Raw genomic sequence first — 15254 nt, 5'->3', positions numbered from 1 at the left:
ATTAAGGCAAGGGACTAGACCATGCATTTCACCATTCAACGCGAAGCCCTGTTGAAACCCCTGCAACTGGTCGCAGGCGTCGTCGAGCGCCGACAGACCTTGCCGGTGCTCTCCAACGTATTGCTGGTGGTCGAAGGCCAGCAATTGTCCCTGACCGGTACCGACCTGGAAGTCGAGCTGGTTGGTCGTGTGCAGCTGGAAGAGCCCGCCGAACCTGGCGAGATCACCGTGCCGGCGCGCAAGCTGATGGACATCTGCAAAAGCCTGCCGAACGACGCGCTGATCGACATCAAGGTTGATGAAGCGAAGTTGGTCGTCAAAGCCGGTCGCAGCCGCTTCACCCTGTCCACTTTGCCGGCCAATGATTTCCCGACGGTGGAAGAAGGTCCTGGTTCGCTGACCTGCAGCCTGGAGCAAAGCAAACTGCGTCGTTTGATTGAGCGCACCAGTTTCGCCATGGCCCAGCAGGACGTGCGTTACTACCTCAACGGCATGCTCTTGGAAGTGTCGGAAGGCATTATCCGCGCTGTGGCTACCGACGGTCACCGTCTGGCGATGTGCTCGATGCGTGCTGATATCGGCCAGCCGGACCGTCACCAGGTGATCGTGCCACGCAAGGGTATCCTTGAGCTGGCGCGTCTGCTCACTGAGCCGGAAGGCAATGTCAGCATCGTGTTGGGCCAGCACCACATTCGCGCTACCACTGGCGAGTTCACCTTCACTTCCAAACTGGTCGACGGCAAGTTCCCGGATTACGAGCGCGTGCTGCCTAAAGGCGGTGACAAGCTGGTACTCGGTGATCGCCAGGCCTTGCGTGAGGCGTTCAGCCGTACCGCGATTCTGTCCAACGAAAAGTACCGTGGTATCCGTCTGCAACTGGCCAACGGTCAGTTGAAGATCCAGGCGAACAACCCGGAGCAGGAAGAAGCGGAAGAAGAAGTGGGCGTCGACTACAATGGCGGTTCACTCGAGATTGGCTTCAACGTGAGCTACCTGCTGGACGTACTGGGTGTGATGACCACCGAACAGGTTCGCCTGATTCTGTCGGACTCCAACAGCAGCGCCTTGGTACAGGAATCCGACAACGACGACTCGGCTTACGTTGTCATGCCGATGCGCCTGTAACCATGCTCAGCAGAAGCTAGATGTCCCTCAGTCGCGTCTCGGTCACCGCGGTGCGCAATCTGCACCCGGTGACCTTCTCCCCCTCCCCTCGCATCAATATCCTCCACGGCGCCAACGGCAGTGGCAAAACCAGCGTGCTGGAAGCCATTCATCTGTTGGGACTTGCCCGTTCCTTTCGCAGCGCTCGCCTGTTGCCGGTCATCCAGTACGAGCAATTGGCGTGCACGGTGTTTGGCCAAGTTGAGCTGGCTGAGGGTGGGCACAGTAGCCTGGGGATATCCCGTGATCGCGGCGGAGAGTTTCAAATTCGCATTGATGGGCAAAATGCTCGCAGTGCTGCGCAGTTGGCGGAAATCCTGCCGCTGCAATTGATCAACCCCGACAGTTTCCGTCTGTTGGAAGGTGCGCCAAAAATCCGCAGGCAATTCCTCGATTGGGGAGTGTTCCACGTGGAACCACGCTTTATGGCCACCTGGCAGCGCTTGCAGAAGGCCCTGCGGCAGCGGAACTCATGGCTGCGGCATGGTACACTTGACGCCGCTTCGCAAGCGGCCTGGGACCGGGAACTGTGCCTGGCCAGCGACGAAATAGATGAATACCGCCGTGCCTATATCAAAGCCTTGAAACCAGTCTTTGAGCAGACCTTGAGTGAGTTGCTGGATCTCGAGGGGCTGACACTGAGTTACTACCGTGGTTGGGACAAAGAGCGCGAGCTGAGTGCAGTGCTCGCCACGTCCTTGCAGCGGGATCAGCAAATTGGCCATACCCAGGCCGGACCCCAGCGGGCTGATTTGCGTCTTAGATTAGGCGCACACAATGCTGCGGACATCTTGTCCCGTGGCCAGCAGAAGTTGGTGGTGTGTGCACTGCGTATCGCACAGGGGCATCTGGTTAGCCAGGCCCGACGCGGACAGTGTATTTATCTGGTGGATGACTTGCCGTCTGAACTGGACGAGCAGCACCGCCGCGCGTTATGCCGCTTGTTGGAAGAATTACGCTGCCAGGTGTTTATCACCTGTGTAGACCACGAATTATTGAGGGAAGGCTGGCAGACGGAAACGCCAGTCGCTTTGTTCCACGTGGAACAAGGCCGTATCACCCAGACCCACGACCATCGGGAGTGAAGGCATGAGCGAAGAAAACACGTACGACTCGACCAGCATTAAAGTGCTGAAAGGTTTGGATGCCGTACGCAAACGTCCCGGTATGTACATTGGCGACACTGATGACGGTAGCGGTCTGCACCACATGGTGTTCGAGGTGGTCGACAACTCCATCGACGAAGCTCTGGCCGGTCACTGCGACGACATCAGCATTATCATCCACCCGGATGAGTCGATTACTGTGCGCGACAACGGTCGCGGCATTCCGGTAGACGTGCACAAAGAAGAAGGCGTTTCGGCGGCAGAGGTCATCATGACCGTGCTTCACGCCGGCGGTAAGTTCGACGACAACTCCTATAAAGTCTCCGGTGGTTTGCACGGCGTGGGCGTGTCGGTTGTGAACGCGCTGTCCGAAGAACTGATTCTGACGGTTCGCCGTAGCGGCAAGATCTGGGAACAGACTTACGTCCACGGTGTTCCACAAGAACCGATGAAAATCGTCGGCGACAGCGAGTCGACCGGTACGCAGATCCACTTCAAGCCATCGGCTGAAACCTTCAAGAATATCCACTTCAGCTGGGACATCCTGGCCAAGCGTATTCGTGAATTGTCCTTCCTCAATTCCGGTGTGGGTATCGTCCTCAAGGACGAGCGCAGCGGCAAGGAAGAGCTGTTCAAGTACGAAGGCGGTCTGCGTGCATTCGTTGAATACCTGAACACCAACAAGACTGCGGTCAACCAGGTGTTCCACTTCAACATCCAGCGTGAAGACGGCATCGGCGTGGAAATCGCCCTGCAGTGGAACGACAGCTTCAACGAGAACCTGTTGTGCTTCACCAACAACATTCCTCAGCGCGATGGCGGCACTCACTTGGTGGGCTTCCGTTCCGCATTGACGCGTAACCTGAACACCTACATCGAAGCCGAAGGCTTGGCCAAGAAGCACAAAGTCGCCACCACCGGTGACGATGCCCGCGAAGGCCTGACCGCGATTATCTCGGTGAAAGTGCCGGACCCTAAGTTCAGCTCCCAGACCAAAGACAAGCTGGTGTCCTCCGAGGTGAAGACCGCGGTGGAACAGGAGATGGGCAAATACTTCTCCGACTTCCTGCTGGAGAACCCGAACGAAGCCAAGCTGGTCGTCGGCAAGATGATCGACGCTGCACGTGCCCGTGAAGCTGCGCGTAAAGCCCGTGAGATGACCCGCCGTAAAGGCGCGCTGGATATCGCTGGCCTGCCAGGCAAACTGGCTGACTGCCAGGAGAAGGACCCTGCCCTCTCCGAACTGTACCTAGTGGAAGGTGACTCTGCTGGCGGTTCCGCCAAGCAGGGTCGTAACCGTCGCACCCAAGCCATCCTGCCGTTGAAGGGTAAGATCCTCAACGTCGAGAAAGCCCGCTTCGACAAGATGATTTCTTCCCAGGAAGTTGGCACCTTGATCACGGCGTTGGGCTGCGGTATCGGCCGCGACGAGTACAACATCGACAAGCTGCGCTACCACAACATCATCATCATGACCGATGCTGACGTCGATGGTTCTCACATCCGTACCCTGTTGCTGACCTTCTTCTTCCGTCAGTTGCCGGAATTGATCGAGCGCGGCTACATCTATATCGCCCAGCCGCCGTTGTACAAAGTGAAAAAGGGCAAGCAAGAGCAATACATCAAAGACGACGACGCCATGGAAGAGTACATGACGCAGTCGGCCCTGGAAGATGCCAGCCTGCACTTGAACGACGAAGCCCCGGGCATTTCCGGCGAGGCCTTGGAGCGCTTGGTTAACGACTTCCGCATGGTCATGAAAACGCTGAAGCGCCTGTCACGCCTGTACCCTCAAGAGCTGACCGAGCACTTCATCTACCTGCCGTCCGTGAGCCTCGAGCAATTGGGTGACCATGCACACATGCAGGAATGGCTGGCCCAATACGAAGTGCGCCTGCGCACCTCGGAGAAGTCCGGCCTGGTGTACAAAGCCAGTCTGCGTGAAGACCGTGAACGTAACGTGTGGCTGCCAGAGGTCGAACTGATCTCCCACGGCCTGTCGAACTACGTCACCTTCAACCGCGACTTCTTCGGCAGCAATGACTACAAGACCGTAGTAACCCTGGGCGCGCAACTCAGCACGCTGCTGGACGACGGCGCTTATATTCAGCGTGGCGAACGCAAGAAGCAGGTCAAGGAATTCAAAGAAGCCCTCGACTGGCTGATGGCCGAAAGCACCAAGCGTCACACCATCCAGCGATACAAAGGTCTGGGCGAAATGAACCCGGATCAGCTGTGGGAAACCACCATGGACCCGGCTCAGCGTCGCATGCTGCGCGTGACCATCGAAGACGCCATTGGCGCGGACCAGATCTTCAACACCCTGATGGGTGATGCGGTCGAGCCTCGTCGTGACTTCATCGAGAGCAATGCTTTGGCGGTGTCTAACCTGGACTTCTGATTCAGGTAAACAGCTGAACCCAAAAGGCCAACGCTTAGCGTTGGCCTTTTTTATTGGGCAGTTTTCGGTGATCTACAAAATGCTCCACGTGGAACATCAGCATTTTCAGCCTTCAGAAGCGGCTGCCACGCTCTCCAATCGGTACCCATACCCGTAGATCGTCAACAGCTGCCAGCCCCGGTCTGCGGTCAACCCCAGCTTATTGCGCAACCGATAGATATGCGTATCGAGCGGCCGCGACGACACCATTTCTTCATGGGTCCAAAACCGCTCGTAGAGGTACTCGCGAGACAATGGCCGTGCCAGGTTGGCAAACAGGCAGCTCGCCAGCCGGTATTCACGTTCGGTAAGGTTGATAGGTTTACCCGCCCGCGTTACGGTCAATTCAGCATCATCAAACGTCAGGTCATTGAAGCTTTGTACTTCATGGGTCGCTGACTTCTGCAGCCCGTGTCGACGCAGAACAGCCGTCACTCGCGCTTTCAGTTCATTGGGGCGAAAGGGTTTGCTGACGTAGTCGTCCGCACCGCTGTTCAGCGCAGTCACGATATCGCTCTCGGCGTCACGGCTGGTGAGCATGATGACGGCGGGTGGCGACTCCATGTGCTCACGCGTCCAGCGCAGCAGTGCGATACCGGTAATATCCGGCAGTTGCCAGTCGAGGATCAGCAGGTCAAACGTCTCCCGACGTAGCTGGCGCAGCAGGTCTTCCCCACGTTCGAAGCAATGCAGAGTCCAGGGCTGTTCGACGGTGCTGGGGATTTGTCGCAGTGTCTGTTCCACCCGGCGCAGTTCCGCGGGTTCGTCATCCAATATTGCGACACGCATGGGTGGGTCCTTTCGTCTTGAAGTACGGCAGCCGTCGGCCGGTTTCGTTTATGGGCACGGACTGCGCAGATGCCGGCCATGGAATCTGAATAATTGTGCTCAGATTCGTTGGCCCTTGGATCTCTCGATACGCTGAGACCAATGAGGGTTTAATCCATTGAACGTCCTCGCCACCGATGTAGGAAAGATACCGGCTCCCGACCATAAGGAAAAGGATCAGCCGACGCATGCGCTGCCGTAAACTCTTGCGTGCTGATGTCAGTTGCCCTCTGGAACCCCAACCTTGATGAGCGCCATGATCCTTTCTCCGAACCGCTTGCGCCGCGCCCTCCCCCCATTGTTGATCATGGTGGTCAGCTCTGTGGGGGCGGCAGCCAAGGTTCGTTCGCCTTATATCGATGACAACGTTCTGTGCCGAGCCCAGCCTTTACCGGCGATTGTCCAGCATCTCACGGGTGAGGCGTGGAAACTCGATGCCAGGGGCACGGCGAGCCCCTTGCTGGAAGGTATAACCATCGATGAGCAGGAAGGTGTGAAGACATCGGCTTCGGCGTTCGTCAGCCTGTTGCTCGGTGACGGATCCAGGGTGGTATTGCCCTCCAGTTCCCAAGTGCGATTGCGTCTGGAAAAGAAGCAGTCCATTCCCCAGGTGGTGCTTGAGCAAGGCCAGGCCGAGGCGTATGTGATCAAACGCATCAGCGACCATGACCGTTTCCAGATCGTGACGCCAGTGGGTGTGCTGGGTGTGCGTGGCACGCACTTCCGGGTGCGCAATGACGCTGAGCAATCGGTACTGGAAGTGTTGGACGGACAGGTCGCCGTCAACCGCGAGGTTAAGACCAAGTCGGTGGAGCAAGAGGTAAAAGTAGGCGCCCGGCAAGGTCTGCTCTTCAAGAAACAGGGCGATTTGAAACCCGTTGAATTACTCGCCGCGCCCACGCTTGTGGGACAAGATGGCCAGAAAGGTGATGCACCGGTCTGGAGTCTGTACCTTCGGCCATTGCCCGGCGCACAGATGTACCGGGCTCAGGTCGCCACCGACAAGGCCTTTATGAATATCAAGCAGGAAAACTTTTCCGCTGCGCCGAAAATGAGCTTCACTGGGCTCAAAGCCTCGTTCTATCACGTGCGCTTGTCGGCGTATGACGAAAACGGCCTGGAGGGAGAAACCGGGGTCTATGACATCTTCTACTACCCACCTACCGCTCAGGCACGTTGACCTATGATGCTTTGGGGCAAGGCCGAGAAACGTCAACCCACCCATGCCCAGCGCTTGTTCAACGGCTTGGTGCGTGAGTGGCTGTGGATTGGTTTGCTACTGCTGCCCGTCACCGCCTACCTGTCGGTGAGCCCAGGCCTGGCTTTGAATAATCCGTTGTACGACAGCCTGCGCCGCCTCACGCCTCTGCCTGTAGACCCGCGCATCCTGCTGGTGACCATCGACGATTCCAGCCTGAAAAAACTCGGCCAATGGCCCTGGCCGCGCAGCCTGCACGCTGACCTGATCGACCGTCTGAGTGCGGCGCAACCGGCGGGTATCCTGTTCGATGTGATCTTCAGTGAGTCCGGCGATCCGGCTAATGACAAACGCCTGGCCGAGGCGGTCTGCAATGCCGGCAATGTATTGCTGCCGTTGGTGCGTGAAGGCACAGCGAGCTACAGCCAACCCAGTGCACAGATGCTGCCACTGCTTAAATGTGCCAAGGGCGTAGGTCATATCAATGTCGAGGCAGACAGCGACGGCGTTGTCCGTAGTTTGTTTATGCGTGAAGGTCCACCCGATGCCCCCGCGCCGCAGCTCACCTGGCTGGCCTACGAGATGAGTGGCGAGTTATCAGAGATGCCGGGTGAGCCTCAGCCGTTGGTAGCCCAACCCTGGCATCGTGAACATTCAATCCGCATCCCCTTTATCGCGCCGCATAGTCATTTTCCCAGCGTGTCCTACGTCAGCGTATTGCGTGGAGAAGTACCTCCAGAGCAACTGCGCAACCGGCTGATCCTGGTGGGGTCGACGGCATCCGGGATGGGTGATCGATTTGTCACGCCCCTCTCCTCCACGGTGGGCACCACGGCCGGTGTGGAGATCCAGGCCAATGTGCTCAATGGCTTGCTGCAAGGTCGCATTATCGTGGATCTTCCGGGCTGGCTGGCGGCATTGATGGCGACCGCCCTCGTGGCGTTGCTGCTGGGCCTGCTGCTCTACCGTCCACGCTACGCGCTGTGGATGACCCTCGGCTGCATGGCCGGCGCGTTGCTCGGTTCCTGGGCCCTGTTGCGTCTTGGCCACTGGTGGTCGCCTGCGGCCTGCCTGATTGGGTTGTTGCTCAGCTACCTGATCTGGAACTGGCGTCGCCTCAGTGTGATCATCGCTTACTTCGGCTGGGAACTGACACGCCTGGATAACGAACCCAAAGTCCTGCCTGAACGCCGCCGAGCGCCCGCCAGCAAAGGCGATGTATTGCAGGCGCGTATCTTCGCCCTGGAGCAGGCCGTAAGCCGCACACGCGACACCCGGCGCTTCATGGCTGACGGCCTGGAGTGCCTGCCGGTGGCGACACTGATCACCGACCCTAAAGGCAATATCCTGCTGGCCAACCGTATTGCTCGCGAGGTGTTCGGCAATGACCTTGTCACCGAAAACTTGCTGGAGCAGTTGGCGGACCTGGGCTACCCGCCGCTGCACAACGGTGTGCGCCCTGCTCTCTCAGCGATGGAGCTGGTGGAGTTCCGCGATATCCACCAACGCAGCCTGCGCATGGAACTGGCGCCCATGCTCCCCGCCGAAGGTGATGTCGCACTTGGCTGGCTGCTGAGCCTCACCGATTTGAGCAAGGAGCGCGAAGCCCAGCAACACCGCGAGACGATGTTGCGGTTCCTCTCCCACGACCTGCGTGCGCCGCACTCGGCGATCCTCGCGCTGTTGGATGTGCATGACGGTGAGTCGCCGGTGTTCGCCAAGATCGAACAACAAGTTCGGCGCGCCTTGAGCCTCACGGAATCCTTCGTCCAGTTGGCCAAGGCTGAGGCTGACGGTTACCAGTTCCAGCCAACATTGTTCGCCATGTTGGTGATGGACGCCTTTGATCAAGTCGCGTTGATTGCCCAGCTCAAGGGTATTCATTTGGTTCACGACTTGGATGAAGCCGACGAGGGCATGGTGTCTGCGGACCAGTCACTGCTCACTCGTGCGTTGTTCAACGTGCTGGAGAACGCGATCAAATACTCGTCCTCCGGTACCACCGTGAGGTTGCGACACAGCAGTGCGCAAGGCTGGTTGGAATGCCGTATCAGTGACCAGGGACCGGGGATTGCCGCGCAGGACCTGCCTGAGCTATTCAGCCAATACCGTCGTTTTGATTCCGCCCAGGGCAGTGAGGGCTTGGGGTTGGGGCTGACCATGGTCAAGGCGGTGGTTGAGCGCCACGGTGGGCGCATCAGCTGTGAAAGCGTGGTAGGCAAAGGCACCACGTTCAGCCTGCAATTGCCCCTGTTGGACGACTGAAAAAACGTACTTTTCTGCTGTGCATAAAAAACCGGTCACAAGGACCGGTTTTTTTATACGAAAAAAACTTATGCACGTTTTTCGTGATTTTATGAGCTTAGGAAATATGTAAGTAAATCAGCTTCTTAAGAGTCAAAAAGCACAATTCGCCAACAAACCGTGCACAGGTTATCCACAGATGGTCAGATCACCGGAGTGTCGACTACAACCGGCTCTGGCGGCAGTGAGCCCATGGCCCGTTGCTGCGCTTCATTCCATGCCGCAGCACGGTCATTCAGTGCGGCAATGGCACGTGGCCCTTCACCTTCGGCGTACATGGGTTCACCGATCACCACCGTGATGGTGCCCGGGCGTTTGGTCCAGCCAGTCTTTGGCCAAAACTTGCCGGCGTTATGAGCAATCGGCAACACGGGCAGGTTAGCGTTGACCGCCAATGCGGTACCGCCGCGTGAGAACTTGCCTACGGTGCCGTAGGGCACGCGAGTACCTTCGGGGAAGATCAGCACCCACACGCCATCCTTGAGCAGCTCGTCGCCCTTCTTGGCCACGTGTTTCAGGGCCGCCTTGGGGTTGTCACGGTCGATGGCGATCGGACGCAGCATGGCCATGGCCCAGCCGAAGAACGGCACGTACAGCAATTCACGCTTGAGCACTTGGCTCAGCGGAGAAAAGTACGCCGAGAGAAAGAACGTCTCCCAGGTGCTCTGGTGGTTCGACAGAATCACGCAGGGTTGGTCCGGGACGTTTTCCGCGCCTTTGATCTCGAAGCGAATGTTCAGGAACACCTTGGTCAGCCACAACGCACAGCGGCACCAATAGACGTTGATAAAACGATAGCGCGCCTTGAACGGCAGGAACGGCGCGATAAAAAAGCTCAGGGTGCACCAGAGAAACGAACTGGTGCCCAACAGCAGGTAAAAGAAAAAGGTTCTGATGGCCTGCAAAATCGACATGGCGGCATTTACCGTTGCGGGACGCGGCCCGCCTGTTAAAAGCGCACTCCCGAACAGTCCTTGGTCAGGAAGTCGAGGGCGGCTAGTTGTTGATAAGTTCTGCGGCAACGGCCGCCAGATCGTCAAAAATCAAGGTGCCTACCGGCAGGTTTTTCGCCTGGGTCTTTTCGCCTTTCCCGGTCTTAACCAAAACTGGCTGAGAGTCGACGGCTTTGGCCGCCTCCAGGTCACCGAGGCTGTCCCCGACGAACCATATCCCAGCCAAAGGCACCTTGTAATGTTCTGCAATGGTTTTCAACATGCCGGGCTTGGGTTTGCGGCAATCGCAGCCCTCATCCGGCCCGTGGGGGCAGTACACCACCAGCCCCACCTCACCGCCCTGCTCGGCCACCAACGTGCGCAAGCGCGCGTGCATGGCGTCCAGGGTGGCGATGTCGTAATAACCGCGGGCGATACCGGACTGGTTGGTGGCGATGGCCACCGTCCAGCCGGCTTTGCTCAACTGCGCGATGGCCTCGATCGAACCGGGCAGTGGAATCCACTCCGCCACCGACTTGATGTAAGCGTCGGAGTCGTAGTTGATCACCCCGTCCCGATCGAGAATCAGCAGTTTCAGCATGGTCAGCTCAGCGTCGAAATGTCAGCGATATTGACGAACAAGCCACGCAGGCGCGCCAGCATCGCGTAACGGTTTTTTCGCACGCCGGCATCTTCGGCATTGATCATTACCGCTTCAAAGAACGCATCCACCGGCTCGCGCAAGGTCGCCAGGCGCGCCAACGCTTCGGCATAGTTGCGTTCGGCGATCAGCGGCTTCACAGCGTTTTCAGCCTTGGCGATGGCCGAGTTGAGCGAGAACTCCTTGGCATCGGCGAACAAGCCAGGGTCGACGTCGGCGTTGCCCAGGCCTTCGGCCTTGCTCAGCAGGTTCGACACACGCTTGTTCACGGCGGCCAGGGCATCGGCTTCCGGCAGTTTGCGGAAGGCCTGCACGGCTTGTACGCGTTGGTCGAAGTCCAACGCCGAACCCGGCTGCAGGGCACGTACCGACAGGTACACCGACACGTCCACGCCTTCGTCTTCGTAACGCGCACGCAGGCGGTCGAACACGAACTCCAGCACTTGCTCGGCCAGGCCGGCCTGCTTGACCTTGGCACCGAACTGGCCGACGGCGAACACCACGGCCTGGGTCAGGTCGAGGTCGAGCTTCTTGTCGATCAGGATGCGCAGTACACCCAGCGCCGCACGGCGTAAGGCATACGGGTCTTTGCTGCCGGTTGGCAACATGCCGATACCGAAGATACCCACGAGGGTGTCCAGCTTATCGGCGATTGCCACGGCTGCACCGGTCAGGGTGGTCGGCAGTTCAGCACCGGCACCGCGCGGCATGTACTGCTCGTTCAACGCCAGGGCGACATCGTTCGGCTCGCCGTCGTTGAGGGCGTAGTAGTAGCCGGCAACACCTTGCATTTCCGGGAACTCGCCGACCATCTCGGTGGCCAGGTCGCACTTGGACAGCAGGCCTGCACGCGCAGCCCAGGCCGCGTCGCCACCAATACGTTGTGCAATATAGGCGGCCAGCTTGGAAACCCGCACAGCCTTGTCATAGACGCTGCCCAGTTTTTCCTGGAACACCACGTTCTGCAGGCGCAGGTTGAAGTCTTCCAGCTTCTGCTTCTTGTCTTGCTTGAAGAAGAACTCGGCGTCGGTCAGGCGCGGGCGAACGACTTTCTCGTTACCGGCGATGATCTGCTGCGGGTCCTTGCTCTCGATGTTGGCCACGGTGATAAAGCGCGGCAGCAATTTGCCGTCCACGTCCAGCAGGCAGAAGTACTTCTGGTTGTCCTGCATGGTGGTGATCAGGGCTTCCTGCGGCACGTCGAGGAAACGTTCCTCGAACGAGCACACCAGCGGCACCGGCCATTCAACCAGCGCGGTCACTTCGTCGAGCAGGCTTGGCGGCACGATGGCGGTGCCTTCCTGCAGGCGGGCCAGCTCTTCGGTGCGCTTGCTGATCAGCTCGCGACGCTCGTTGGCATCGGCCAGCACGTAAGCGGCGCGCAGGTCGGCGGCGTAGTTGGCTGGCGAGGTGATGCGCACGGCTTGCGGGTGATGGAAGCGGTGACCACGGGAGTCACGGCCGGCCTTCTGGGCAAGGAGGGTGCAGTCGATGACTTGGTCACCGAGCAGCATCACCAGCCATTGGGTTGGACGCACGAACTCTTCCTTGCGTGCACCCCAGCGCATGCGCTTGGGGATCGGCAGGTCGTTCAGGGAGTCTTCAACGATGGTCGGCAGCAGGCTGGCGGTCGGCTTGCCGGTGATGACCTGGCTGAAACGCAGTTTCGGGCCGCTCTGGTCGATCTCGCTCAGCTCCACGCCACACTTCTTGGCAAAACCAAGGGCGGCCTGGGTCGGGTTGCCTTCGGCGTCGAACGCCGCCTGGCGCGGCGGGCCGTCGAGGTTGATGCTGCGGTCCGGTTGCTGGGTTTCCAGCGCGGTCAGCAACACGGCCAGGCGACGTGGCGCGGCATAGACTTTCTTCGCTTCGAACTTCAGGCCAGCGCTGTGCAGGCCTTTTTCGATACCGGCCAGGAACGCGTCGGCCAGGGTATTGAGTGCCTTGGGTGGCAGCTCTTCGGTGCCCAGTTCAACCAGGAAATCTTGAGCACTCATTGTGCAGCCTCCAGCTTAGCCAACACTTCATCACGCAGGTCCGGGGTTGCCATCGGGAAGCCCAGCTTGGCGCGAGCCAGCAGGTAGGCTTGGGCGACGGAACGCGCCAGGGTGCGCACACGCAGGATGTATTGCTGGCGCGCGGTTACCGAGATGGCACGGCGCGCGTCCAGCAGGTTGAAGGTATGCGATGCCTTCAACACCATTTCGTAGCTCGGCAACGGCAACGGCTGGTCCAGTTCGATCAGGCGCTTGGCTTCGCTTTCATAGAAGTCGAACAGTTCGAACAGCTTGTCGACGTTGGCGTGTTCGAAGTTGTAGGTGGACTGCTCCACTTCGTTCTGGTGGAACACGTCGCCGTAGGTGACTTTGCCGAACGGGCCGTCAGCCCACACCAGGTCGTAGACCGAATCCACGCCTTGCAGGTACATGGCCAGGCGCTCGAGACCGTAGGTGATCTCGCCGGTCACCGGGTAGCACTCGATACCGCCCGCTTGCTGGAAGTAAGTGAATTGCGTCACTTCCATGCCATTGAGCCAGACTTCCCAGCCCAGGCCCCAGGCGCCCAGGGTCGGCGATTCCCAGTTGTCTTCGACAAAACGGATGTCGTGGACCAGTGGGTCCAGGCCCACATGCTTGAGCGAGCCCAGGTACAGTTCCTGGAAGTTGTCCGGGTTCGGCTTCAGTACCACCTGGAACTGGTAGTAATGCTGCAGACGGTTCGGGTTTTCGCCGTAGCGGCCGTCAGTCGGGCGACGACTGGGCTGCACATAAGCGGCGTTCCAGGTTTCCGGGCCGATGGCCCGCAGGAATGTAGCGGTGTGGAAAGTGCCGGCGCCTACTTCCATATCGTAGGGCTGAAGTACCACACAACCTTGCTCGGCCCAGTATTGCTGGAGGGCGAGGATCAAGTCTTGGAAGGTACGCACGGCTGGCGTAGGCTGGCTCACGAAATTCACCTGTTACTTGGGCTGCGATTTAAAGAGCGGGAGTATACCCGATTCGGCCGCGCCACCATCCCCTGGAGCCTTATGCCACGCTGCTTTTGGTGTTCTGAAGATCCGCTGTACATGGCTTATCACGATCAGGAGTGGGGAACGCCGCTGCGCGATGCGCAGGGTCTGTTCGAGTTGCTTTTACTCGAAGGGTTCCAGGCGGGCCTGTCTTGGATCACCGTTTTACGCAAACGCGAGCATTATCGAAAGGTCTTGTTCGGTTTTGATGCGCAGCGGTTGGCAAAGCTGACCGATGCCGAAATTGAAGCGTTGATGCTGGATCCGGGCATCGTACGCAATCGCCTCAAGCTGAACGCCACCCGCCGCAACGCCGCCGCCTGGCTGGCGCTGGAGGACCCGGTCGGGTTGCTCTGGTCCTTCGTCGGCGGCGTGCCCAAGGTCAATCATTTCAAGGACCGCAGCGAGGTCCCGGCGATCACGCCGGAGGCTGAAGCCATGAGCAAAGCCTTGAAAAAAGCCGGCTTTACCTTTGTCGGCCCCACCATCTGTTACGCGTTCATGCAGGCCTCGGGCATGGTCATGGACCACACCCAGGACTGCGACCGTTACGCGGACCTGGCCAACGCCGGTTAGAATGCCGGCTTTGCGCACCACACACACGATCAGGAGTGACCTGTGGAAAAGTTTAAAGGCGCCTTGCTGGTAGGCGCTCTTCGATTGTTTGCCTTGCTGCCCTGGCGCGCTGTCCAAGCGGTCGGTACGGCGATTGGCTGGATCATGTGGAAAACCCCCAACCGTTCCCGCGACACGGTGCGGATCAACCTGTCCAAATGCTTCCCCGATATGGACCCGGCTGCACGCGAGCGCCTGGTTGGCCAGAGCCTGAAGGACATCGGCAAGTCCCTCACCGAAAGCGCCTGCGCCTGGATCTGGCCGGCCCAGCGCTCCATCGACCTGGTGCGCGAAGTCGAAGGCCTGGAAGTGCTGCACGAAGCCCTCGCCTCGGGCAAAGGCGTGGTCGGCATCACCAGCCACTTGGGCAATTGGGAAGTGCTGAACCACTTCTATTGCAGCCAGTGCAAACCGATCATTTTCTACCGGCCGCCGAAGCTCAAGGCAGTGGATGAGTTGCTGCGCAAGCAGCGCGTGCAGTTGGGCAACCGCGTAGCGGCGTCGACCAAGGAAGGCATCCTCAGTGTGATCAAGGAAGTGCGCAAGGGCGGCCAGGTGGGAATCCCGGCCGATCCTGAGCCTGCTGAATCCGCCGGGATCTTCGTGCCGTTCTTCGCCACCCAGGCACTCACCAGCAAGTTCGTGCCGAACATGCTCGCCGGCCACAAGGCGGTGGGCGTATTCCTGCATGCGCTGCGGCTGCCGGATGGCTCGGGCTACAAAGTGATCCTGGAAGCGGCGCCGGAAGACATGTACAGCACCGACACCGCCACGTCCTGCGCAGCGATGAGCAAGGTGGTGGAGCGATATGTCGGCGCTTATCCGAGCCAGTACATGTGGAGCATGAAGCGCTTCAAGAAACGCCCACCGGGTGAAGAGCGGTGGTACTGACTGCCACTGGTTCAGGACCAGAATAGGGCTAAATGTGGGAGGGGGCTTGCCCCCGATTGCGGCCTATCAGCTACAGATACATTGGCTGACACACTGCCATCGGGA

12 protein-coding genes are annotated in these 15254 nt (G+C 59.1%); 7 read left to right on the top strand and 5 right to left on the bottom strand.

Annotated features, from left to right (window positions below; translation table 11 throughout):
- Window positions 1-21: 21 nt before the first annotated feature.
- From dnaN to gyrB, 3 genes are read left to right on the top strand one after another with little or no spacing between them, the layout of a single operon-like run.
- Window positions 22-1125, top strand: a complete 1104-nt coding sequence (gene dnaN, locus AO064_RS09915) for a DNA polymerase III subunit beta (RefSeq protein WP_010207719.1) — start codon at window positions 22-24, stop codon at window positions 1123-1125.
- A 20-nt stretch (window positions 1126-1145) separates the two neighbouring features.
- The gene (gene recF / locus AO064_RS09910) at window positions 1146-2249 is read left to right on the top strand and encodes a DNA replication/repair protein RecF (RefSeq protein ID WP_012721452.1); all 1104 of its coding nucleotides are present in this window, start codon (window positions 1146-1148) and stop codon (window positions 2247-2249) included.
- A gap of 4 nt (window positions 2250-2253) precedes the next feature.
- Window positions 2254-4671, top strand: coding sequence for a DNA topoisomerase (ATP-hydrolyzing) subunit B (gene gyrB / locus AO064_RS09905; RefSeq protein WP_012721453.1), 2418 nt, complete (start codon window positions 2254-2256; stop codon window positions 4669-4671).
- A gap of 105 nt (window positions 4672-4776) precedes the next feature.
- On the opposite strand, the gene AO064_RS09900 is transcribed toward gyrB, so the two are convergent.
- Window positions 4777-5499, bottom strand: a complete 723-nt coding sequence (locus AO064_RS09900; RefSeq protein ID WP_046035857.1) for a response regulator transcription factor — start codon at window positions 5497-5499, stop codon at window positions 4777-4779.
- Window positions 5500-5794: 295 nt separating this feature from the next.
- Between AO064_RS09900 and AO064_RS09895 the strand changes: the two genes are divergently transcribed.
- Both AO064_RS09895 and AO064_RS09890 read left to right on the top strand, forming a co-directional pair.
- Window positions 5795-6718: a FecR family protein gene (locus AO064_RS09895; protein WP_064053278.1), complete on the top strand. Its 924-nt coding sequence runs from the start codon at window positions 5795-5797 to the stop codon at window positions 6716-6718.
- A 3-nt stretch (window positions 6719-6721) separates the two neighbouring features.
- Window positions 6722-9001, top strand: coding sequence for a CHASE2 domain-containing protein (locus AO064_RS09890; protein ID WP_064053173.1), 2280 nt, complete (start codon window positions 6722-6724; stop codon window positions 8999-9001).
- Window positions 9002-9183: 182 nt separating this feature from the next.
- On the opposite strand, the gene AO064_RS09885 is transcribed toward AO064_RS09890, so the two are convergent.
- The 4 genes from AO064_RS09885 to glyQ form a co-directional block, all read right to left on the bottom strand.
- On the bottom strand, window positions 9184-9954 hold the full coding sequence (locus tag AO064_RS09885; protein ID WP_064053172.1) for a lysophospholipid acyltransferase family protein: 771 nt from the start codon (window positions 9952-9954) through the stop codon (window positions 9184-9186).
- An 82-nt stretch (window positions 9955-10036) separates the two neighbouring features.
- Complete coding sequence (gene gmhB / locus AO064_RS09880; protein WP_012721458.1) at window positions 10037-10573, bottom strand: D-glycero-beta-D-manno-heptose 1,7-bisphosphate 7-phosphatase; 537 nt, start codon at window positions 10571-10573, stop codon at window positions 10037-10039.
- A gap of 2 nt (window positions 10574-10575) precedes the next feature.
- Entirely contained in the window at window positions 10576-12630 is a 2055-nt protein-coding gene (glyS, locus tag AO064_RS09875) for a glycine--tRNA ligase subunit beta (RefSeq protein WP_064053171.1), read from the bottom strand.
- Window positions 12627-13580 (bottom strand): glycine--tRNA ligase subunit alpha, encoded by a 954-nt coding sequence (gene glyQ / locus AO064_RS09870; protein ID WP_003187265.1) that lies wholly within the window; start codon window positions 13578-13580, stop codon window positions 12627-12629. The genes glyS and glyQ overlap by 4 nt, the downstream gene beginning before the upstream one ends.
- Window positions 13581-13661: 81 nt before the next feature.
- Between glyQ and AO064_RS09865 the strand changes: the two genes are divergently transcribed.
- The gene (locus AO064_RS09865) at window positions 13662-14219 is read left to right on the top strand and encodes a DNA-3-methyladenine glycosylase I (protein ID WP_012721460.1); all 558 of its coding nucleotides are present in this window, start codon (window positions 13662-13664) and stop codon (window positions 14217-14219) included.
- 42 nt (window positions 14220-14261) lie between these two features.
- Entirely contained in the window at window positions 14262-15149 is an 888-nt protein-coding gene (locus AO064_RS09860) for a lysophospholipid acyltransferase (RefSeq protein WP_012721461.1), read from the top strand.
- The last annotated feature ends 105 nt before the right edge of the window (window positions 15150-15254 follow it).

Source organism: Pseudomonas marginalis (genome assembly GCF_001645105.1).
GTDB classification, from domain to species: Bacteria; Pseudomonadota; Gammaproteobacteria; order Pseudomonadales; family Pseudomonadaceae; genus Aquipseudomonas; species Aquipseudomonas petroselini.
Note: the sequence above shows the minus strand (reverse complement) of the source record. Positions and strands in the feature narration are given on the sequence as shown.

Bases quoted from the DNA above. Each gene is read 5' to 3' on its own strand.
- AO064_RS09865 (WP_012721460.1), top strand. From the start codon at position 13,662: ATGCCACGCTGCTTTTGGTGTTCTGAAGATCCGCTGTACATGGCTTAT.
- AO064_RS09895 (WP_064053278.1), top strand. From the start codon at position 5,795: ATGATCCTTTCTCCGAACCGCTTGCGCCGCGCCCTCCCCCCATTGTTG.
- dnaN (WP_010207719.1), top strand. From the start codon at position 22: ATGCATTTCACCATTCAACGCGAAGCCCTGTTGAAACCCCTGCAACTG.
- AO064_RS09890 (WP_064053173.1), top strand. From the start codon at position 6,722: ATGATGCTTTGGGGCAAGGCCGAGAAACGTCAACCCACCCATGCCCAG.
- AO064_RS09900 (WP_046035857.1), bottom strand. From the start codon at position 5,499: ATGCGTGTCGCAATATTGGATGACGAACCCGCGGAACTGCGCCGGGTG.
- glyS (WP_064053171.1), bottom strand. From the start codon at position 12,630: ATGAGTGCTCAAGATTTCCTGGTTGAACTGGGCACCGAAGAGCTGCCA.
- AO064_RS09885 (WP_064053172.1), bottom strand. From the start codon at position 9,954: ATGTCGATTTTGCAGGCCATCAGAACCTTTTTCTTTTACCTGCTGTTG.
- gyrB (WP_012721453.1), top strand. From the start codon at position 2,254: ATGAGCGAAGAAAACACGTACGACTCGACCAGCATTAAAGTGCTGAAA.
- gmhB (WP_012721458.1), bottom strand. From the start codon at position 10,573: ATGCTGAAACTGCTGATTCTCGATCGGGACGGGGTGATCAACTACGAC.
- recF (WP_012721452.1), top strand. From the start codon at position 1,146: ATGTCCCTCAGTCGCGTCTCGGTCACCGCGGTGCGCAATCTGCACCCG.